The 20,512-nt window shown below is 40.5% G+C and carries 19 protein-coding genes; 11 read left to right on the plus strand and 8 right to left on the minus strand.

Going from position 1 to position 20,512, the window contains the following annotated elements; all coding sequences use genetic code 11:
• Window positions 1-31 precede the first annotated feature (31 nt).
• On the plus strand, window positions 32-1,129 hold the full coding sequence (locus H4075_RS10820; protein ID WP_182806525.1) for a Gfo/Idh/MocA family protein: 1,098 nt from the start codon (window positions 32-34) through the stop codon (window positions 1,127-1,129).
• 75 nt (window positions 1,130-1,204) lie between these two features.
• Window positions 1,205-1,609, plus strand: a complete 405-nt coding sequence (locus H4075_RS10825) for a hypothetical protein (protein WP_182806526.1) — start codon at window positions 1,205-1,207, stop codon at window positions 1,607-1,609.
• A gap of 28 nt (window positions 1,610-1,637) precedes the next feature.
• On the opposite strand, the gene H4075_RS10830 is transcribed toward H4075_RS10825, so the two are convergent.
• The 6 genes from H4075_RS10830 to H4075_RS10855 all read right to left on the minus strand — a co-directional run bounded on the left by H4075_RS10830 (window position 1,638) and on the right by H4075_RS10855 (window position 6,389).
• Window positions 1,638-2,588: a pyridoxal-phosphate dependent enzyme gene (locus H4075_RS10830; protein WP_182806527.1), complete on the minus strand. Its 951-nt coding sequence runs from the start codon at window positions 2,586-2,588 to the stop codon at window positions 1,638-1,640.
• A 5-nt stretch (window positions 2,589-2,593) separates the two neighbouring features.
• Complete coding sequence (locus H4075_RS10835; protein ID WP_182806528.1) at window positions 2,594-2,971, minus strand: RidA family protein; 378 nt, start codon at window positions 2,969-2,971, stop codon at window positions 2,594-2,596.
• An 11-nt stretch (window positions 2,972-2,982) separates the two neighbouring features.
• Entirely contained in the window at window positions 2,983-4,089 is a 1,107-nt protein-coding gene (locus H4075_RS10840; RefSeq protein ID WP_182806529.1) for a lactonase family protein, read from the minus strand.
• Window positions 4,090-4,138: 49 nt separating this feature from the next.
• Window positions 4,139-4,912: a hypothetical protein gene (locus H4075_RS10845; protein WP_182806530.1), complete on the minus strand. Its 774-nt coding sequence runs from the start codon at window positions 4,910-4,912 to the stop codon at window positions 4,139-4,141.
• A 4-nt stretch (window positions 4,913-4,916) separates the two neighbouring features.
• Window positions 4,917-5,354, minus strand: coding sequence for an ABA4-like family protein (locus H4075_RS10850; RefSeq protein WP_182806531.1), 438 nt, complete (start codon window positions 5,352-5,354; stop codon window positions 4,917-4,919).
• A gap of 108 nt (window positions 5,355-5,462) precedes the next feature.
• The gene (locus H4075_RS10855; protein ID WP_182806532.1) at window positions 5,463-6,389 is read right to left on the minus strand and encodes a phosphoribosylaminoimidazolesuccinocarboxamide synthase; all 927 of its coding nucleotides are present in this window, start codon (window positions 6,387-6,389) and stop codon (window positions 5,463-5,465) included.
• A 422-nt stretch (window positions 6,390-6,811) separates the two neighbouring features.
• On the opposite strand from H4075_RS10855, the gene H4075_RS10860 reads away from it, so the two are divergent.
• The 7 genes from H4075_RS10860 to H4075_RS10890 all read left to right on the plus strand — a co-directional run bounded on the left by H4075_RS10860 (window position 6,812) and on the right by H4075_RS10890 (window position 15,880).
• On the plus strand, window positions 6,812-9,580 hold the full coding sequence (locus H4075_RS10860) for a TonB-dependent receptor (protein WP_182806533.1): 2,769 nt from the start codon (window positions 6,812-6,814) through the stop codon (window positions 9,578-9,580).
• 47 nt (window positions 9,581-9,627) lie between these two features.
• On the plus strand, window positions 9,628-10,785 hold the full coding sequence (locus H4075_RS10865; RefSeq protein WP_182806534.1) for a fasciclin domain-containing protein: 1,158 nt from the start codon (window positions 9,628-9,630) through the stop codon (window positions 10,783-10,785).
• A 70-nt stretch (window positions 10,786-10,855) separates the two neighbouring features.
• Window positions 10,856-12,070 (plus strand): putative sugar nucleotidyl transferase, encoded by a 1,215-nt coding sequence (locus H4075_RS10870; RefSeq protein WP_182806535.1) that lies wholly within the window; start codon window positions 10,856-10,858, stop codon window positions 12,068-12,070.
• Between the two features lie 26 nt (window positions 12,071-12,096).
• Window positions 12,097-12,858: a triose-phosphate isomerase gene (gene tpiA, locus H4075_RS10875; protein ID WP_182806536.1), complete on the plus strand. Its 762-nt coding sequence runs from the start codon at window positions 12,097-12,099 to the stop codon at window positions 12,856-12,858.
• 7 nt (window positions 12,859-12,865) lie between these two features.
• A complete protein-coding gene (locus H4075_RS10880; protein WP_182806537.1) occupies window positions 12,866-13,336 on the plus strand; it encodes a hemerythrin domain-containing protein in 471 nt (156 codons plus the stop codon).
• Between the two features lie 30 nt (window positions 13,337-13,366).
• Entirely contained in the window at window positions 13,367-13,975 is a 609-nt protein-coding gene (kefF, locus tag H4075_RS10885) for a glutathione-regulated potassium-efflux system oxidoreductase KefF (protein ID WP_182806538.1), read from the plus strand.
• 3 nt (window positions 13,976-13,978) lie between these two features.
• Window positions 13,979-15,880 (plus strand): monovalent cation:proton antiporter-2 (CPA2) family protein, encoded by a 1,902-nt coding sequence (locus tag H4075_RS10890; RefSeq protein ID WP_182806539.1) that lies wholly within the window; start codon window positions 13,979-13,981, stop codon window positions 15,878-15,880.
• A 74-nt stretch (window positions 15,881-15,954) separates the two neighbouring features.
• Here the strand turns inward: H4075_RS10890 and H4075_RS10895 are convergent, their stop codons facing one another.
• Together H4075_RS10895 and H4075_RS10900 are read right to left on the minus strand one after the other, a co-directional pair.
• On the minus strand, window positions 15,955-16,929 hold the full coding sequence (locus H4075_RS10895; RefSeq protein ID WP_182806540.1) for an L-threonylcarbamoyladenylate synthase: 975 nt from the start codon (window positions 16,927-16,929) through the stop codon (window positions 15,955-15,957).
• A 1-nt stretch (window position 16,930) separates the two neighbouring features.
• Window positions 16,931-17,905: an ion channel gene (locus tag H4075_RS10900; protein WP_182806541.1), complete on the minus strand. Its 975-nt coding sequence runs from the start codon at window positions 17,903-17,905 to the stop codon at window positions 16,931-16,933.
• A gap of 123 nt (window positions 17,906-18,028) precedes the next feature.
• Between H4075_RS10900 and H4075_RS10905 the strand changes: the two genes are divergently transcribed.
• Window positions 18,029-19,348 (plus strand): lipopolysaccharide biosynthesis protein, encoded by a 1,320-nt coding sequence (locus H4075_RS10905; protein WP_182806542.1) that lies wholly within the window; start codon window positions 18,029-18,031, stop codon window positions 19,346-19,348.
• On the plus strand, window positions 19,345-20,511 hold the full coding sequence (locus H4075_RS10910; protein ID WP_182806543.1) for a glycosyltransferase: 1,167 nt from the start codon (window positions 19,345-19,347) through the stop codon (window positions 20,509-20,511). The genes H4075_RS10905 and H4075_RS10910 overlap by 4 nt, the downstream gene beginning before the upstream one ends.
• Window position 20,512: the final 1 nt, after the last annotated feature.

Raw genomic sequence — 20,512 nt, forward strand, 5'->3', positions numbered from 1 at the left:
TCGCTAACTTTATTCTTCAACTCATCTTGCCATGCAGCGTATCTATCTTTTCTTATTGTTGATGTGTTTACAGTTATCTCTGCCAGCTCAACAGCAGCCGTTACGTATTGGAGTAATTGGTCTCACTCATACACATGTGCATTGGATATTGGGAAGAGCAGATCGTGGCGATATAAAAATTGTGGGCATTGTTGAGCCCAACCGTGAACTGGCAGAGCGTTATGCAAAGCAGCATGGCTATTCAATGAATATCCTGTTTAGCAGCATGGATGAAATGATCGCTGTAACAAGACCGGAGGCTGTAACGGCTTTCGGAACCATCTATGAACATTTAAAAGTTGTTGAGACTGCAGCGCCAAAAGGTATTCATGTGATGGTTGAAAAACCATTAGCCGTAAGTATGGAGCATGCACAAAAAATGGAAGTATTGGCGAAGAAGTACAACATTCATTTACTTACGAATTATGAAACCACCTGGTACCCGTCAAACAAAAAGGTGAATGAGCTGCTGCAAAACGGAACAGTTGGCAGTTTGCGAAAAGTAGTGGTTCGTGACGGGCACAGAGGGCCCAAGCGAATTGGCATCAACAAAGAATTTCTTGATTGGCTTACTGATCCTGTTCAGAATGGAGGTGGTGCCTTGATGGATTTTGGTTGTTATGGTGCAAACCTTGTAACATGGTTACAGCATGGTAAGCGACCAACATCGGTAACTGCAGTTACACATCAATTGCAGGAGGAAAATAATCCTGATGTGGATGATGAAGCAACGATCATTTTAAACTACGATACTGCACAGGCAATTATACAGGCATCGTGGAACTGGCCCATTGGTCGTAAGGATATGGAAGTATATGGATTAACAGGCGCATTATATGCTGATAACCGTACAGCGGTCAGATGGCGCAAAGCGGAAGGCTATGATGGGTATAAAGAAGAAGCGTATCAACTGAAGGAAAATGAAAAACCGTTTGATGATCCGTTTGCTTTGTTTGCGGCTGTTATCCGGAAGAAGGTGGTTCTGAAACCGTATGACCTTTCCTCGCTGGAGAATAATATGCTGGTGGTAGAAATATTGCAGGCCGCCAGCGAAAGTGCTAAAACAGGACGAACTGTTAAGCTAAACTAGTCAAACCATAACAATGGGATGACCGGATAGGAACTGCCGGTAGTTTTTCCTACCTTGTATCGAAATAATCATTGTATGAATCAGTATAAATGTTTGCCTGCCTTGATCCTTCTTTCCCTGTTAACTGCCTGTGGTAATGGATTGGAAGAAGGAAGTACAACAGCACCTGCAACAAAAACTCCGCCACCGGTAACTATACAACCTGCAAAACCACAACAAACTGCACCTGCTGCAACAAGTACTGCCGGATTAAATCCTGCGCATGGACAACCCGGTCATCGTTGTGATATACAGGTGGGAGCGCCATTGAACAGTGCGCCTGCGCAAACAACAGCAACATCACCGCAACAACAAACAATAGTGATGTCTCCGCCGGCAACAACAGCACCAGTTACAACAACAGCTGCAGGAAAAAATCCACCGCATGGTCAACCCGGCCATCGTTGCGATATTGCAGTTGGGGCACCATTACCGAAATAATAATCATGATTTGATGGAAGAGTGGTGATCAACTAAACCACTCACAAAATTTTTTCAGATCAACATTTCCTCCGGAAAGAATAATGCCTGCACGTTTGCCTGCAAACAATTCTTTATTCTTGAGTAATGCAGCGAGTGGCACTACGCAACTTGGTTCAACAATGATCTTCATGCGTTCGTAAACCAAACGCAGGGTTGAAATGATTTCTTCATCACTTACAGTAAGAATATCAGCAACGTATTGTTGAATGATTGGGAATGTTTTATCGCCTAGCTTGGTTAATAAACCATCGGCAATTGTTTTAATATAAGGAGCAGTTTCTATCTTGCCGCTTTTTAATGACAGCACTGCATCGGCTGCACCTTCGGGTTCACCTGCATACACTTTTGTTTCCGGCGAAAAATAATGAGCGCTTAACAGTGTTCCGCTTAATAATCCGCCACCACCGACAGGTGCTAATAAAAAATCAAGTGAAGGAATTTCTTCGAGTAGTTCTTTGGCGCATGTTGCCTGCCCGGTAATTACACGGTCATCATTGTAAGGATGGATGAATTCTGCACCGGTTCTGTCAACAATGGCCTGCAATGTTTCTTCACGTGCCTGTTGATTGTTTTCGCAGAAAGTCACTTCAGCACCATAACCTTTTACCGCATTCACTTTTACACTGGGCGAATTATTGGGCATTACAATATATGCCTTGGTGCCCAACTGTCGTGCAGCATAAGCAATAGCCTGAGCATGATTACCCGATGAATGAGTAGCAATGCCGTTTACTGCTTTTTCCTTTGATAAACTGAGTGCAGCATTCATGCCGCCTCTTATTTTAAAAGCACCGATCTTTTGAAAATTCTCACACTTGAAAAATAATTCTGCGCCTGCAAGTTCATTAATGGTGTTGCAGGTAAGTACAGCTGTTTTGTGAATGAACGGTTTGATGCGTTCGTGTGCTTGTTCAATTTGTTCTTTGGAAATACTCATGATAATTATTCTGCTGTTGCTGCAATACAATCTATTTCAATACCACAACCATAGTTCAGTTGGTTGCAGGGCACAACAATACGTGCAGGTTTATGTTCGCCCATGATCTCAGCAAAAACCTGGTTGAATTTTGGCCAGTTGCTGATGTCGGCAATAAATACATTTACTTTCAGGATGTGATGTAAACTGCTGCCGCTTGCTTTCAGAATTGTTTCGATATTCTTCATGCACTGCCGCACTTCATCTTCAATGCTTCCAATTTGCGGTTCGCCTTTTTCATTGATCGCTAATTGTCCGCTTACATACACAGTGCCATTATGCACAATAGCAGGAGAGTAGTAGCCCTTTGGTGTGGGCATTGATTCGGGATAAATCTTTTTCATCTGATGTTATATTATTTTGTGACGATCCATTTAATACAAACAGGTTTCGATACTTTGATACGCTTCTTGGTATCTTCAAGCAACCCCGTTTGCTTATCAATTTTAAAGATCACAATCTCGTTAGTATCCCGGTTGGCAACCAATAAAAAATTTCCTGTGGGATCGAAATTAAAATTTCGTGGATGGATGCCAAGCGATGGTTGAAAACCTACAGGTTGTATCATGCCATTATCCTGATCGATCCTGAAAATGGCAATGGAGTTTGCATCGCCACGGTTACTGGCATAAAGAAAATTTCCGTCAGGCGATACGTGAATATCAGCAGAACCGAAAGCTCCCTGGTAACTGATGGGATGTGATGATGTGTTTTGTACAAGCGTCAACTTCCCTTCATTATATTTAAAGACACTGATGGTGCCGGTTAATTCTTCAATGAGATAAGCAAAGCCGAGTTTTGGATGAAAGTCAATATGGCGTGGGCCGGCACCTGCATTTACTTCAGCAAAAGGTTCATCTGCCGGTTGTAATGCTCCGCTTCCTTGCGCTACTTTGTAGATCATTACTTTGTCGCTGCCAAGATCGGGTACAAAAAGAAAACGATAATCAGGTGAAAAAACAGTTGCATGCACATGTGATTTCTCCTGCCTGCTGCGGTTGACGCTGCTGCCTTTTAACTGGATGATTTGTTTTGGCTGATTTACCTGTCCGTCTTGGCGTACTTCCATTACTGAAAGATTTCCGCTGGCATAATTTCCGGCAACGAGAATGTTGCCTTTTTTATTAATGCTGATATAACAGGGATGTGCACCTGCACTTGTAACCTGGTTAAGAAATTTTAGTGAACCATCCAGTTTGTTGAACTGAAATGCACTCACCATTCCTTTTTCATCATGATTGGCGGCGTACACATATTTATTGTCGGGCGAAACTACAAGGTAAGATGGGTTTGGCGTTTTTGCAGAACCTGCAGGAACCGCATCACCCGTTTGTGCATTGAATTTGTAAGTATAGATGCCATCACTTCCGGCATCGGTAAAAGTTCCAACAACCAAATGATATTGTTGTGCTGTAACAAAAGAAGTTATCAATAAACAAAGAGGCAGCAACAGTTTATACATGATCATAATTTTAGAATGATTGGCAGCTGCAATAGCGGGTACTCTTTCATTACTGCAGCGGCACTAAAGGTAAGGCATTCAATGCCTGCAACAAAAGAGCTGATACAGCAGCGGCATATATCAAACTTAAAATAATGATCTGTTGTTTTGTGCGTGTTACAAAAAAACCAAGCAGCGGTAAAAGCTGCAGCGCATGCATGCCAAAAAAATGTGCTATGCGTAAGTCGCCCGATTCTCTGCTCCAGTTCAACACCGGTAAACCTTGTGTGGTTTCCATTGCGCTGCCTACGGTGTGGCTCAATCGTGCAGCCATCATGCCACCTGAGAATGCAAACACAACAAATAGTACAAGCCCGAAACGTATGCCCCAAAGATAGGCAGGTGGTAATTGCGGGAAAGATTCTTTCCAGAAAAGAAATGCAACATAAGCTGTCCACAAAGTGATGATGCTGATGGCGATGCCCATTAAACTAAACATCAGCCCGTTAAAAGCCGAGGAAATATTGAAATGGGATAATTGACCTTGTGATGCACGAAGGGTTATATACACTAATTCGAATGCAAGTGTGATGATGAGCGTCCGACTGTAGAACTTTGTATGTAATGGTCTGTTCAGGTAATGCATGAACCAACCCATAGTGCAACTGAAGATTACTGTTGAAAGAAAAAACTTCATGGGTTTATACCATGCGTTGATGCCAAGCACAACTGTATCGCTGAAAATGATCATTGCAATACATACAACTGCACCAACTAAACAAATCAAACTAAAGAAATACAAGGTTTGATTTCTTCTTTTTAATTCTGTGAGGAAATAATTCATATGATCAATAATTATCAGCGAAGTATTGTTTGGTATAAGCCAGGCGAATGATGAGATACAGTAATAAACCAACCGGACCCAGCATAAATGTAAAGAACAGGCAGGGGATGAGTATCCAATGATTAATGCCGTGTTTCTGTGCATTTTTCTTGATCCAGATACCTGTCATCAGATCAAATGCGAGGTAGTGCACCCATCCGGCAGTAACTGCCGTTTTATCAGTAAATAATTGCATCACGCCATCAAGCGTATTAAATTTTTCGATGTCATCCGGATTAAAACTTTGGAAGATGAGCCATGCATATACAATGGCAAAGAGTGTGATGACCACACTGATCAATAATTTATCAACAGAAGGCCAGAAGGGGCTTGCGATCAAAAGAATTAACCAGGCAACTAAAGCAATGGTGCTGCAAAGTTGAAAAACAGAATCGGGACTCATGCAGAGAAGTTTTATGAAAGATAAAGAATTTCCAAGAGGTTCTTTATTATCCCGATTCTATCTCAATTAAAATCTGTTTATATCAACCGGAAAAATGAAACAATGATTTTATACCAGCTCACCCAGAGCTTTTATGATACGTGATTGAGTTTCTTCATCACTCAGTTCTTCTGGTACAAAAGCTTGTCCGATCACTTTTTCGTAAAGTTCAACATAACGTTTGCTGATGGTGTTGATCCATTCATCGCTCATTTCAGGAACGGTTTGTCCTTCCTTGCCCATGAAATTATTTTCGATCAGCCATTCTCTTACAAACTCTTTACTTAATTGTTTTTGGCGTTCACCTGTTTGCTGGCGTTCCTCAAAACCATCTGCATAAAAATAGCGGGATGAATCAGGGGTATGTATTTCATCCATCAGGTAAATAGTTTCACCTATTTTCCCAAATTCATATTTGGTATCAACAAGTATCAATCCCTGTTTGGCTGCAATTTCTTTTCCACGTGCAAACAGTTGCAATGCGTAACTGCTTAATTGGTTCCACTCTGCTTCTGAACATATTCCCTGTGCCGCAATTTCTGCTGGCGAAATATCTTCGTCATGACCCGCATCTGCTTTTGTCGAGGGAGTAATAATGGGAGTAGGGAAGTAATCATTTTCTTTCAAACCATCTGGCATTGCTGCACCGCAAAGTTCTCTTTTGCCCGAGGCATAGGTTCTCCATGCGTGACCAACAAGATTGCCACGCACCACCATTTCTATCTTAAACGGAACACAACGTTTGCCGATGCTTACATTAGGTGCAGGCACGTTTACCAGCCAGTTAGGACAAATATCTTCGGTTGCATGCAGCATGTATGCAGCAATTTGGTTTAATACCTGTCCTTTATAAGGAATAGGACGTGGAAGAATAACATCAAAAGCTGAAATACGGTTACTGGCAATCATCACAAGCCAGTTGGTACCAATACTGTACACATCTCTGACCTTGCCTTTATAATAGTTTGTTTGATTGGGAAATTGAAATGAATTCATGCGCCCGAAGATAATTTACCTTGCCCAACCTGCGAGCTATATGTTGAGTTTTTTCTTGAATTTCCGGCTGTTTTTGCAATTCTGCTATACTTGTTTTGGCAAAGAATAATTATCGCAACTAAATTGAAGTATAAGCTTTGCAGATAGTAATTGCCTTTTGCACAGATTGTACCCACTTTATGGTATTGTTGCTGGTTAACATCATTGTGTTGTAAAGAACAATTAGGATTAGCTGTTTGCTGAAAATATTTTTGATCTGTTGAAGCATGAAAAGCTTCAAAGTCACCAACCGGCTGAGTACTGTTTGCAGACTTACAAACTAAAATTCAAAATAATCGTTCCTCAAAAGGGTGGAAAGAAAATTTCTGAATAATACTAACAATCAGTATTTTGCTAATTACTTAACCAAAAACGACTTGACCATGCGAAAAAAACTGCCAGTTTTACTACTGCTGTTAACGTCCTGCCTTATTTCCATTTCCTCTTTTGCTCAATCTGTAACTATAAAAGGAAGTGTAAAAGGTACCAGCACCGGAGAAGCCTTGCCAGCTGTTTCAGTAACAGTGAAAGGCTCATCCGCCGGCGTTTATACAAATGATAAAGGAGAGTTTAGCATTACTGTTCCTTCTTTACCAGTAACACTTGTGATATCTTCTGTTAATTTTGAAACCAAAGAGGTGACTGTTGCTTCAGCTTCACAACAGGTTGAAGTTTCTCTTACTAGCAGCAGTCCTCAAATGGGGGAAGAAATTGTTGTTTCAGCGACGAGGGTAGCAATCCGTAAAATTGAATCGCCGGTAACAATTGAACAAGTGAGTGCAGCTAATATCCGCAACTCACCGGCTTCAACATTTTATGAAGTTGTTCAAAATCTGAAAGGTGTGGATATGCTTACATCATCACTTACTTTTAAAACTCCTACAACAAGGGGTTTTAACGGAAGTGGTAATACTCGTTTCAACCAGATTACGGATGGAATGGATAATCAGGCTCCCGGTCTTAACTTTTCAGTAGGAAGCATAATTGGCTTGTCGGAACTTGACGTAGATAATATGGAATTGCTCCCTGGTGCATCATCGGCTTTATACGGCCCGGGTGGTATGAACGGAACATTATTGATAAACAGTAAAAGCCCATTCAAATACCAGGGTTTTTCTTTCCAGATAAAGCAGGGAATTATGCACGCTGATCGAAAATATCGCCAGGAAGTTTCTCCCTACTACAATTGGAATCTTCGTTGGGCAGAAAAGATAGGAGAACGTGCTGCATTTAAAATTACATCTGAATTTATACAGGCAAAAGACTGGCTCGCTGCAGATCAACGTAATTATAAACGCCTTGGTACAACAGGGAATCTTATTCCCGGTACACGCACAACCGATCCGAATTATGATGGTGTGAACGTTTATGGTGATGAAACAACTTTTGATTTAGTACCATTCTTACAAGGCATTGGAGGGCAAGCTCCTTTTCTAGCCCCATACATTAATACTTTAACAGGCAGCCCGATCAATGTATCACGTACTGGCTATGCTGAACGGGATTTGGTTGACCCCAACACAGTAAATTTCAAATTAGGAGGGGCATTTCATTATAAAATAACTGACGATCTTGAAGCCATTGCAATGGGATATATTGGGTCTGGCAACTCGGTTTATACTGCCAGCGATCGCTATTCATTTAAAAACTTTATTATTAAACAATACAAATTAGAATTAAAGGCAAAGAATTGGTTTATCCGTGGATGGGCCACTCAGGAGGATGCAGGTGAATCGTATAACGCAACTGTCACTACCAGGCTTACAAACGAAGCAATTCGAAAAACAGTAACCTTTACAAATGGTCAACCTACACCACAACTTACAGATTGGGCAGTTATATATTCTCAGGCTTTTTTAGCGGGTAAATTATCAGGTTTAACTGATATTGATGCTCATAATAATGCCAGGAGTGTTTCAGACGCAGGAGCACCTAAACCAGGCACCGATCAGTTTAAACAAATTTTCGATCGAGTAAGGTCGGTCCCTATTTCTAAAGGAGGAGGCTTATTTATTGAAAAATCAGATTTGTATGTTGCGGAAGGACAGTATAATTTCTCGCACCTGACAGGTAATGTTGTCGATATCCTGGTTGGCGGTGATTTTCGCAGGTTTGTTCTGGATTCAGAAGGCACTTTGTTTGCCGATTCTGCTGCTCCGATACCAATTAATCAGTTTGGCGGCTATGCTCAAGTGAGTAAGAAATTGCTGAAAGATCGTTTGAATCTTACGGTATCTGGCCGTTACGACAAAAATGAAAACTTTGATGGACGATTTACTCCAAGAGCAACAGCTCTCATTAAAGTAAATAAAAATAACAGCATCCGCCTGTCCTATCAAACAGCCTATCGTTTTCCCAGTACGCAGCAGCAATGGATCAACCTGAGAGTAGGTGGAGATGTGCTCTTGATTGGAGGTGTAACAGAGTTAAGAGATTATTACAAGTTTAACTCGAATCCTATTTACTCGCTAGAAAGTGTTCAGGCCGGTGCACCAAAGGTTTATGACTATAAAGCGTTGAAACCGGAAAATGTAACCTCATATGAACTTGGTTATAAGGGTGTGGTTGCCGATAATAAACTGCTGATCGATGTTTATGGTTATTATGGACAGTATGAAAATTTCCTTGCACGTACATTGGTGGTTCAGTCAAAAACAGGGAATATTTCCGGTTTGAACAGTGCTTCAACACGACAGGTTTATTCTGTACCTGTTAATACTGAAGCAAAAGTAAAAACCTACGGTTATGGGTTGGGGCTTGAGTATAAGCTTCCGGGTAATTTTGTAGTCACAGTAAACGGTTCTTCCGATGTATTGCAAGATATTCCACCTGGTTACGTAGCATTTTTTAACTCTCCGAAATATCGTGCAAATGTGATCGTCGGAAATAACCAGTTAGGCAAACGCAAAAATATTGGATTCAATATCGCTTATCGTTGGCAGGATTCTTATTTCTTCGAAGGTGATTTCGCAAACGGTGAAGTGCCTGCCATTCAAACATTGGATGCACAGTTCAGTTATAAGATACCTAAAACAAAATCGTTGTTTAAATTAGGTGCTAATAACCTGTTGAATCAATATTATTATCATGCACCGGGTAACCCTTCAGTAGGTGGATTATATTATGTGAGTTATTCTTACAACATATTCTAATTCACGTATCGAACATTATTTAATCATTCATGAAACTGACTTCACATATGAAAAAGATTGTAAGCTACTCACTGGTTGCCTTGCTGTTACTGTCTTCGTGTAACAAAGATATTTCCGCGCCGGTGCCAAACTCATTCCCAACTCCAACGGGACAAAGCATTGGAGATATCATTAATACAGATGCTAATTATTCATTGCTGAAACATGCATTAACACGTGCTGGTTTATTAACTGCTGTTACAAATAAGAACTCAGTGTTTACGTTATTTGCCCCTAGTAACGCAGCATTTACAGCATCAGGAATACCAAGCACAGCAGTAATCGATGCAGTGCCATTAGCTCAACTTACTGCTATTTTAAGTTATCACCTTATACCTGGTCAGAAAGTAAGTTCAGCAGGTATTACTACAACGTTCCCCAATGTGCAGATGCCTACAGGTTTAATTTTCCCGGCACCTAACACAAATCCATTAGCACGCTTCAGTATTTTTCCTTCACGCAGAGGCAGCGCAGCATGGGCAAACAATATTCCTGTGACTGCTGCAGACATTGCGGTTGCAAATGGAGTTATGCACCAGGTGGCAGCAATTGTTGCACCTCCTACTAAATTGTTACTCGATACTATTAAAAATGATCCGGATTTAGATTACCTGGAAGCTGCTCTTGTCAGGGCTGATTCGGGATTATCAACCACTTCAGCGCCAAGTTTTCAATATTATTTAGGTAATGCTGCTATTGCGCCGGGAGCTAATTTTACTGTGTTTGCACCTAATAATGCAGCTTTCCAGGCGCTTATTTACTTCCTGGTTTATCAACAGGTATTTGCGTTAACCGGAAGTGCTGCTACAGCCGATGCTCAGGCAAATGGTGCTGTTGCTGCAGGCCCCGCATTTTTAGCAACAAATAACGTAACCACCGCTTTAGTAAGAGGAGTTGTGGCTTATCATGTTTTAACACAACGTGCATTTGCAGTGAATTTTCCAGGCACTGCTACCAATTATCCAACGTTTGTGAATGCATCGATACCAGCGCATCCTGGTGTTGCTGTTTCATCAACTATTACCGGAGGATTTGCTACGGGCTTAAGCGTAAAAGGGGTAGGTAATCCAAGCGCTGCGTCTGCTATACCGACTGCAGCTGGTGTTGATCGTCCCGCAATCAATGGCGTATTTTATAAAATCAATCAGGTTCTCTTGCCACAATAATAACTATTGATTAATAGAGTCTTCAACTGCCCCTTCATAGGGGCAGTTTTAGTTTAGAACGATCATTAAAATGATTCCTGTATTTTTACAACGGGCCAATTTAAACCAGCAGATGCAGATCATTTTGTTTGATACAGGAACCAGGGCAACATTTTATCCGTTTTCGCTAACAAGGCCTTTATCTGAATTTCGTTGTGGCATCTTTACAGCTAAAGAACGTTGGGCATTTGTATTACAGCAGGAAGTATTTGCCCTTACGGAAAATTATTTAACCAACGCTTACCCATTTTCACCAGGTGAAGGAGATGATTTTTTATACATCAATGCATCCGTTATTTTATCAAATGAATTAGTGGGAGAACTAAAAGCATTAACATCTGAGAGTGCACTGCTTCGAAATAGTAATTTAATTGCTGTTCGAACGAAGAACAGATTGACATTTCCAATAACAACAGAACAAACGAAACATTGTAGGGAAGTTGAGGGTCCTGTTACTGTTCGGTTCCTGCATTATCCTTATGATCTTGTGCTCGCAAACGATCAAATGATTCGCACAGATATTGAGTTGATCCGTTCAAAAAAACTATCTGCTGCAATTTCATCAACCAATCAGTTAATTAATCCTGAACAGATCTTTATTGAAGAAGGAGCGGAGGTTGAATATTGCACACTCAACGCATCAACCGGGCCAATTTATATTGGAAAAAACGCATTACTGATGGAAGGCAGTATGATCCGTGGACCGTTTGTTGCGCTGGAAAATGCAGTGGTAAAAATGGGTAGCAAAATTTATGGTGCAACCACAGTTGGAAAAAAATGTACGGTTGGTGGAGAAATTAAAAATTCGATCTTTTTCGATTATTCAAATAAAGCACATGATGGTTATTTAGGGGATGCGGTGATTGGTTCCTGGTGCAATATTGGCGCAGGTGCTTCCTGCTCCAATGTGAAAAATACAGCTGGCGAAGTAAAATTCTGGAATCCATTATTACATCAATGGATCAGCGCAGGAACAAAGTGCGGCGTAATGCTGGGCGATTATTCAAAAGTATCCATCAATGCATCGCTCACAACAGGAATGGTAAGTGGCATTTGCAGCAACATTCTCACTACAGGGTTATCGCCTAAATTTATCGCCGATTTTACCTGGAACATTCATACGGGTGAAAAATACATATTGGAAAAAGCTTTGCATGATATTGAGAACTGGATGCAAATGAAGCAGCAATCGTTAACTAACAACGATAAGCAGATACTGGAATATATTTACGCCCGACAAACATAAACTACGAATAAAAAAACAACAAGATTATGAGACAGCAAGTAGCCGCAGCAAACTGGAAAATGAATTTGACCTATCAACAGGCTGAGGAATTAATTAATGGCATCATTCACACACCTTTTACATTAGGAGCAGATCAACGTGCAGTTTTTGCTGTGCCGTTTCCATATCTGACAATGGTGGTAGAGAAGCTGAAAGGAAAGATCAACACAGGTGTGGCAGCTCAAAACGCTTATACAAAAACTTCAGGTGCATATACAGGTGAAACTTCAGTTGAAATGTTGAAGTCGATCAATGTTGGTTATGTAGTATTAGGTCATAGCGAACGCCGTGAATACTTTAACGAAACCAATCAAATGCTTGCAGAAAAAGTAAACACTGCTTTAGCTGCAGGTATTACACCGATCTTCTGTTGTGGTGAAGCATTGGATATTCGTGAAGCAGGCACACAAAATGAGTATGTGGGTAATCAATTGAAAGAAAGTTTATTTCATTTAAGTGCCGATGAACTAAAAAAGATCATCATTGCATATGAACCTATCTGGGCAATTGGTACGGGTAAAACTGCATCGGCAGAACAGGCGCAGGAAATGCATGCACATTTGCGTAGTGTATTAGCTGCACAGTACGGTACAGAAGTTGCAAATGAAATTTCTATTTTGTATGGTGGCAGTGTAAAAGGTTCTAATGCAAAAGAAATTTTTGGTCAGCCTGATGTTGATGGCGGACTTGTAGGTGGCGCATCATTAAAGGCAGATGAGTTTGTACAGATCATTCAGGCATTAAAATAAAAGAGGTATGAAGCGTGAAGAACAGCTGCAACCGCTTTCGCATCAACATCACAATGGATTGATGGCTGCATTACTTCTGAAAAAAGGAGTAGGGAAGCAGGCTGATCCAACAGTGATGGATGATTTTATTGTGTCTGTATGGAATGGGGAATTAAGAAACCATTTCATTAAAGAAGAAGTATATCTGCACCCACATGTGTTGCAGATACCTGCGCTCATGGATAAATATGAGCAAATGAAAACGGAGCATCACCAGATACGACGTATCGTTGATGCGATAAGAAGCGGTGATTCAAGCATAGCACTCATCACCGATTTTCATACCCTTCTTGAAAAACATATCCGCTTTGAAGAGCGTGATCTGTTCCCGTTTATTGAAGAGCAGATACAACCGGAACAGTTAAATGAACTGGGTAGAAATTTAGAGCCGCTTGAAAGCAAGGCCTGCTCTGATTATCCTGTAAAATTCTGGGAATAATGGTTTGATCATTTTTAAACACCGTTGCTTATGGCAAAAGTCCTCATCCTCTTTGCACATCCTGCAATGGAAAAGTCAAGGGTGCACAAACGTCTTGTTGAGCACATTCCGAGATCGGCTGATATACGGTTTCATGATCTGTATGAACGTTATCCCGATTTTGATATTGATGTTCCTTACGAACAACGCTTGTTACTGCAGCATGATGTGGTGATCTTTCAACATCCGTTTTATTGGTATAGTTCTCCTGCTATTATCAAACAATGGCAGGATCTGGTGTTGGAACATGGCTGGGCCTATGGTACAGGTGGCCGTGCAATTGCAGGTAAAAAATTTATGCATGCCATATCAACCGGCGGTTCCAAAAATTCTTATACCGAAGAAGGCAGGAATAAGTATTCGCTTGCAGATTACATGTTGCCGTTTCAACAAACTGCATATTTATGTGATGTTGAATACCTGCCACCGTTTGTGATACACGGTACGCATCGTTTACCCGAGACCGATATGGATCTTCATGCGTTACAGTATGAACAGATGTTGCTTGCACTTGTGCAAGACCGCATCAGCAAACCCGAGATCGAGAGTTGTATTTACATGAATGATCTTGTTCCTATTCCTAACGCAATACAATCATAACCGATGGATAATAATTCAATTCTTTTCCAGGCGATGGTGTATTTGGCAGCTGCTGTTGTAATGGTGCCACTTGCAAAACGTTTAGGTCTTGGTTCTGTACTCGGTTATTTGTTGGCAGGTATTTTAATTGGGCCCACTGTATTGCAGTTTATTGGCACTGAAGGACAGGATCTGATGCACTCAGCTGAGTTTGGTGTGGTGATGATGTTGTTCCTGATTGGTCTTGAACTGGAGCCCGCCTTGCTTTGGAAATTACGCAAAGCAATTCTTGGTTTGGGTGGATTGCAGGTGCTCATTACGTCCATTATTATTTCAGGTATTGCTTATTTTTTAGATCTGCCATGGCAATCTTCATTAGCAATAGGAATGGCATTGGCACTCAGTTCAACAGCATTGGTGTTGCAAACACTTGCTGAAAAAGGAATCAATCGTACCACAGCCGGACGTAGTGCGTTTGCGGTGTTACTCTTCCAGGATATTGCAGTGATTCCGATGCTGGCATTTTTTCCTTTACTTGCTATCGCCGGGTTAACACCTGCTGATGTTAATGTGAATGAAGCAGAAGGTTGGATAGAAAGCCAAAGTGGATGGATGCGGGCTTTGATTGTATCAGGTGCAATTGGTTTTATTATTATTGGTGGACGCTATTTAATTCCTCCCATTTTTCGTTTAGTAGCAGCAACACAGTTACGTGAAATGTTTACAGCAACTGCGTTGTTATTAGTAGTTGGCATTGCTGTGTTAATGTCTTCTGTTGGATTGAGCCCTGCTTTGGGAACATTTCTTTCCGGTGTAGTATTGGCAAACAGTGAATACAAACATGAATTAGAAAGTGATATTGAACCATTCAAAGGATTATTACTTGGTTTGTTTTTTATTGCAGTTGGCGCTTCTATCAATTTTGAATTGATCATGAATCAGCCGCTATTGATCTTTGGATTAGTGTTGGCGTTAATGTTTGTAAAAGCAGTTGTGTTATTAGTATTGGGTAAGATTTTCAAACTACTTGTTGATCAGAATATTATTTTCTCTTCATCTTTATCACAGGTAGGAGAGTTTGCATTTGTTTTGTTGAGTTTTTCGTTAACAGAAGGTATTGTTGAAAGAGGTTATGTTGAGATATTAATGGCTGTGGTAGCTATCAGTATGGCACTTACACCCATTGCTTTTTTCCTCAATGAAAAAATCGTGTTGCCATTTATTGACAAGCGATTATCATCAAACAAAACAGAAAAAGAGGCGGATGCGGTAAATGAAAAAAATCCGGTGATCATTGCTGGCTTTGGTCATTTCGGCAATACGATTGGACGTTTCCTTCGGGCACATGGTGTAAGGACAACGGTATTGGATATTGACAGCAACCGTGTGGAGTTTCTGCGTAAGATGGGTTTTAAAGTTTACTACGGCGATGCAAGTCGTTACGATATTCTGTTGGCGGCTGGTGCGGCTGAAGCAAAAATGATCATTATTGCAGTTGATGATCCTGAGAAGCGGTTACAGATGATCGAAACCATCAAAAAACATTTTCCTGATCTGCAAATGCTGGTACGCAGCAGCACAAGGGAAGATACCTACGATCAGATGAATGCAGGTATACTGCATATCTATCGTGAGACGATCGATACTTCACTCCGTATGGGTGTGGATGCTATGAAGATACTTGGTCACCGAGCATACACGGCACAACGTGCTGCACGAACATTCTTCCGTTACGATGAACAGAAGTTGAAAGATCTTTCCAAGCTCCGGGACAATGAAAAAGAATACATCAACCAGGCAAGAGAATACATTGAAGAACTGGAAGAAATTATAAAGGCTGATACAAAACAACTGCACCTCGTAAAAGATCTTGGTTGGGATGAGGATAGTTTGATTGCTGATGAGAAGGTGAAGAAAGATGAGTAATGAGTAATGAATGATGAGTTCTTGTAGCTAGGCGAATCTTAGATTTACCAAAGTTATTCATCACTTATTATTCATTATTCTTTCATAATATGTTGTGCTCTTTCCAGTCTGTCGTTCACAGCTCTACCCAAACCTTCATCAGGTAATAATTCCGCAAGAATAATATCTGCGTTCATGCTATCAACTTCACGTAAAACACGGAACAGATTTTTGGCAGCTTCATCTTTACTTCCGCTTGCAGATAAAATAAACTGTTGCTCTTTGGGAATATGGGGATGATACTGTTGAAAGTTGATGAGGAAGATTTTCGTTCCTTCAAACTGTGGCAGCAATTCATTGATCTTTCCTAAATATAGTGGAGTATGTGTGGCATAATGACTTTTCAATTGTCCCGGTGCAGATGGATTATCTGTAACCTTCTTGTGATGCTTGATCTTTTTACCGATCACAGCTTCAATCTGTTCAACCGCAATACCACCTAAACGATACAATTCAATTTCGCCTTCTTCATTCCAGCCCACAATAGTTGATTCAACGCCAACGCCACATGCGCCACCATCAAGTATGTATGGAATCTTGTCATTTAATCCTTCATAAACATGTGCTGCAGTTGTTGGACTAACATAACCCGATGGATTGGCACTTGGTGCAGCAACAGGAAAATCAAGTTGAGAAAGCAATTGTAATGTCAACGGATGATTCGGAACACGAATAGCTACCCGTTTACTTCCTGCAGTAACCAGATCAGGAACTGTTTGTTGTTTGTTGAAGAGCATAGTTAACGGGCCCGGCCAGAATGCAGCAGCTAACTGCTCTGCTTCTGTTGAAATATCTTTAATGAATTTCTTTGCCTGTTCAAATGATGCCACATGCATGATCAGCGGGTTAAACTGTGGCCTGTTCTTCGCTGCATAAATTTTCAGTAATGCATCTTCATTCAATGCATTGGCACCAAGTCCATACACTGTTTCGGTGGGTATGGCAACCAATTCGCCTTTCGTTAAATGTTCGGCTGCTGTTGTTAGATCAATGCCAATTTCTGTCTTCATCTTAAATGCTTACCGGTAATTTTTCTTCGTGATAACTATCAATCTTATCCATGTGCAGAATGGTAGTGCTGTTGTCTTCACTGGGCTCATACATCATATTAAATTTCGCACCATAAATAAACTCACTATGTATGTAAGAGCTTCGGCTCACAACAGTATTTGCATATTCTTCGTCGTAACCTTTTACAAAGACAAGAATTTCAGTTTCTGCTTCTTCTATTTCTTTTCTTGTAAGCTGATAAAGCGGGCTATTTTCATTTATCATATGTACAATCGTCCAGTTGGTTGCTAATGAATTAGCTTTTGATAATTCAAGGTCAAGACTGTAAAAGGTATTCTTTCGTTCCGTTTCATTCTCTGTATATTTCATGACACAGGTAACCTTCACTTCAACATCTGTTAAAAAGTGTTTTTTGAAAGGAGCAAAACGAAACATCAATGCGTAACCGTCTTTAAAAGGTGCGAACAATGCAATACTGCTGTATTTCATATATGCTTTTGGTTGCGAAAACCGGCCATAGATCAAACCTGTTGCTAATGCAAGCATCAAAATACCCGTGAACGATTCAACAGCAGCAATAGTGTTAGAGGTTAATGAATCAGGAAAAACATGCCCGTAACCAACAGTTGAAAGCGTTTGCGTACTAAAGAAAAATGCTTCCCAGAATTTGCCCATCACAGTTATCTCTTCCATCCCGCCTAAGTGATGAACACCCACAATGAAATAAATGCAGGCAAACACAAGGTTTACTACAACATAGGCTACGGCAATCAACGTAATAAATTTCCAGGAAGGAATCTTTAACATGTACTGAAACACACTGAACCGTTGCATGTAAGAAATGCCACGGAAACGTACATTTGGTCGGCCGTCTTTCTGAAAGAAACGACCACCGCTTTGCTTACTGTTTACGCTAAGCCCGGTTTCTTTATTTTCTTTTGCTAGGTTGTTGCGCCTGGTTCTGGTTGATGCCATAATTCAAATATCTGTAAAGCTACAGAATTGAAGCTTTACAGATATACCATCAGTTGCAGGGCGTGCAAATATTGTTTTTTGTACAACCTATTCGCTCTATATTTGAAACTGACTATCCTGAGTATGAAACTTGCAACAGCACTTTCCAAGAGTATTTTATGGCGTGGGTTTTACTTTCTTTCGGTGATGTTGCTTAATGTCCTGGTGGCAAGGCATTTTCAATCGGATGGCAGCGGGCAGATCTATTACATCATTAACCTGCTTGCTTTTACACTCATTATTATAAGTCTTTGCCTGGAAGCTCCGATGGGCTATTATCTCTCACAACAGAAAATGAACGAAACGCAACTTGCAGCCATTTCTGTTGCATGGACCATACTGATCATGTTACCGGGTTGGTTCATCATCCGTTCGCTGGAAGTACCAAAAGAAGGAATACTGCAATTGGCTGGATTTCATTTTTCGGCCACCGCTTTTCTAACCGGTAACTTGCTCATTACTTTTTTTGTTGCATTGTTTTATGCAAAGATGGATTTTGTACTACCCAACCTTTTGCTGGTAGCTGTTAATCTTCTGCTGATCATATTGGTGCCAAATAATGAATGGGTACAAGGCTTCATGAGCAGTGAAAACTATGTGCAGTTATATTTTCTTGGGTTCTTCATGCAGGGCTTCTCGTTGATGATTGCATTTTTGTTTCGTTATTTTAAATTCAGTGATCTGAAACGCATTCCAGCAGAGCTGATCAAACCTTTCCTGTCGTTTGCGTTGATCGCTGTTGTAACAAACGCTATGACGTTTTTAATGTACAGGATCGATTATTGGTTTGTAAATAAGTATTGTGATGATGCTGATCTGGGAAATTATATTCAGGCATGTAAGCTTGCGCAACTGTTCTTTGTTGTTCCATCTATTCTTGCAGCAGTAGTATTTCCAATGACAGCATCAGGCAGGAGAGAAGAGATGAATGAAAAAATGCAGTTGCTCTCCCGTGGATTGATTTTGTCTTATTGTATCGCATGTGGCGGATTGGTAGCTCTTGGTTATTGGTTATTCCCGTTTGTGTTTGGCGAAACGTTTGACAATATGTATGTGCCGTTTGTATTGCTGGTACCAGCTATTCTATCGTATTCAGTCATTCACCTGTTGGCTGCTTATTACAGTGGTAAAAAAGTGCTGAGTGTGAATTTTAAAGGGAACCTGATTGCGCTCGTCATTATTGTTGTTGGTGATATGCTGGTGATCCCACGCTTTGGTATTACCGGTGCGGCAATTGTGAGCAGTATCGGTTATATCTCCTATATGAGTTTTATTTTACTGATGCATCGTAAAGAATACAAAAGCCGCTTTGCTGATTTTCTCTTCTTTCGCAAAAAAGATGGACAGTTGTTTTATAAGCTGCTGATGGAAAAAATATCTTCACGTAAAACAGATGTATCATGAAAGTACTCTGGCTTTGCAGTTGGTATCCGCACAGCGTAGATCCTTACGATGGTGATTTTATTGAGCGACAGGCAAAAGCATTGGCATTACACATGCAGGTTGATGTGATACATGTTGTTCAGAATTTTAACTTCCTTAAAAAAGAAACAAGGTTACGAACCGAAGAAAAACGGGAAGGCCAGCTACATTCATCTGTTTACTTTTTGCCATTACCTAAAACAACGATCAGCTTTTTTCAAAAACTTCTCTTCAATAAGCAATATCAATCCCTGTATAAGAAACTGATTGCTGATTATATCAGTAAAAACGGCCAGCCCGATCTTATTCATTTACATGTACCGGTTAAGGCAGGTAGTATGGCTGTGCAGGTTAAGAAAGAAAACAATATTCCTTTTGTTGTGACTGAACATAGCTCCGCTTATTTTGAACATATACCGGAAAATTATTTCAGCCGTAACCGCTACTTCAGGTTTGTTACAAAGCAATCCTTTGAAGAAGCTGCGGCAGTAAGTTCAGTTTCTGATTGGTTGTTGACACGTTTGAATTCTCTCTTCGCCATCAAACAAACAAAACTCATTCGTAACGTTGTTGATACATCTCTTTTCTATCCTGTAGAAAATAAACATAGACGTCCGGTGCTCATCCATGTGTCAATGATGCATCCATTAAAAAATGTTGAAGGCATTTTACATGCATTGGCAGCGCTAAAACAAAAAAGTGCTCATTGGGAAATGTGGTTTGTTGGCCCTGTGTTGAAAGAGAATACAACGCTTGCAGAGCGACTTGGTATTGCTGATCAAATAAACTGGAAGGGAACACTAACATACAAGGCTGTTGCAGAATGTGTAAGTTCGGCAGATGCGTTGGTGCATTTCAGTAATTATGAAAATCTTCCTTGTGTGATCAATGAAGCGTTGTGTTGCGGTGTGCCGGTTATTTCATCGGATGTTGGTGGAATAGCCGAGCTGATAAATTCTTCGAATGGTGTTTTGGTTGCTCCCGGAGATATAAATGCACTCGCAAATTCATTGGAAGATTTTCTGCAACAAAAAATAAGCTACAATAAAACAGAAATAGCTGCAACGGCAGCTAATCAGTTTAGTGAACATATTATCGGCAAACAATTGCTGGAGTGGTATCAGGAACTGTTTGAAAAAAAATAAA

This window comes from Lacibacter sediminis, from assembly GCF_014168535.1.
Lineage (GTDB): Bacteria > Bacteroidota > Bacteroidia > Chitinophagales > Chitinophagaceae > Lacibacter > Lacibacter sediminis.

What these genes read in the sequence shown, in the direction of transcription:
- H4075_RS10890 (WP_182806539.1), top strand. Translation starts at nt 13,979, where the DNA reads ATGGATAATAATTCAATTCTTTTCCAGGCGATGGTGTATTTGGCAGCT.
- H4075_RS10860 (WP_182806533.1), top strand. Translation starts at nt 6,812, where the DNA reads ATGCGAAAAAAACTGCCAGTTTTACTACTGCTGTTAACGTCCTGCCTT.
- kefF (WP_182806538.1), top strand. Translation starts at nt 13,367, where the DNA reads ATGGCAAAAGTCCTCATCCTCTTTGCACATCCTGCAATGGAAAAGTCA.
- H4075_RS10850 (WP_182806531.1), bottom strand. Translation starts at nt 5,354, where the DNA reads ATGAGTCCCGATTCTGTTTTTCAACTTTGCAGCACCATTGCTTTAGTT.
- H4075_RS10900 (WP_182806541.1), bottom strand. Translation starts at nt 17,905, where the DNA reads ATGGCATCAACCAGAACCAGGCGCAACAACCTAGCAAAAGAAAATAAA.
- H4075_RS10840 (WP_182806529.1), bottom strand. Translation starts at nt 4,089, where the DNA reads ATGTATAAACTGTTGCTGCCTCTTTGTTTATTGATAACTTCTTTTGTT.
- H4075_RS10905 (WP_182806542.1), top strand. Translation starts at nt 18,029, where the DNA reads ATGAAACTTGCAACAGCACTTTCCAAGAGTATTTTATGGCGTGGGTTT.
- H4075_RS10835 (WP_182806528.1), bottom strand. Translation starts at nt 2,971, where the DNA reads ATGAAAAAGATTTATCCCGAATCAATGCCCACACCAAAGGGCTACTAC.
- H4075_RS10870 (WP_182806535.1), top strand. Translation starts at nt 10,856, where the DNA reads ATGATTCCTGTATTTTTACAACGGGCCAATTTAAACCAGCAGATGCAG.
- tpiA (WP_182806536.1), top strand. Translation starts at nt 12,097, where the DNA reads ATGAGACAGCAAGTAGCCGCAGCAAACTGGAAAATGAATTTGACCTAT.
- H4075_RS10825 (WP_182806526.1), top strand. Translation starts at nt 1,205, where the DNA reads ATGAATCAGTATAAATGTTTGCCTGCCTTGATCCTTCTTTCCCTGTTA.
- H4075_RS10880 (WP_182806537.1), top strand. Translation starts at nt 12,866, where the DNA reads ATGAAGCGTGAAGAACAGCTGCAACCGCTTTCGCATCAACATCACAAT.
- H4075_RS10855 (WP_182806532.1), bottom strand. Translation starts at nt 6,389, where the DNA reads ATGAATTCATTTCAATTTCCCAATCAAACAAACTATTATAAAGGCAAG.
- H4075_RS10910 (WP_182806543.1), top strand. Translation starts at nt 19,345, where the DNA reads ATGAAAGTACTCTGGCTTTGCAGTTGGTATCCGCACAGCGTAGATCCT.
- H4075_RS10845 (WP_182806530.1), bottom strand. Translation starts at nt 4,912, where the DNA reads ATGAATTATTTCCTCACAGAATTAAAAAGAAGAAATCAAACCTTGTAT.
- H4075_RS10830 (WP_182806527.1), bottom strand. Translation starts at nt 2,588, where the DNA reads ATGAGTATTTCCAAAGAACAAATTGAACAAGCACACGAACGCATCAAA.
- H4075_RS10820 (WP_182806525.1), top strand. Translation starts at nt 32, where the DNA reads ATGCAGCGTATCTATCTTTTCTTATTGTTGATGTGTTTACAGTTATCT.
- H4075_RS10865 (WP_182806534.1), top strand. Translation starts at nt 9,628, where the DNA reads ATGAAAAAGATTGTAAGCTACTCACTGGTTGCCTTGCTGTTACTGTCT.
- H4075_RS10895 (WP_182806540.1), bottom strand. Translation starts at nt 16,929, where the DNA reads ATGAAGACAGAAATTGGCATTGATCTAACAACAGCAGCCGAACATTTA.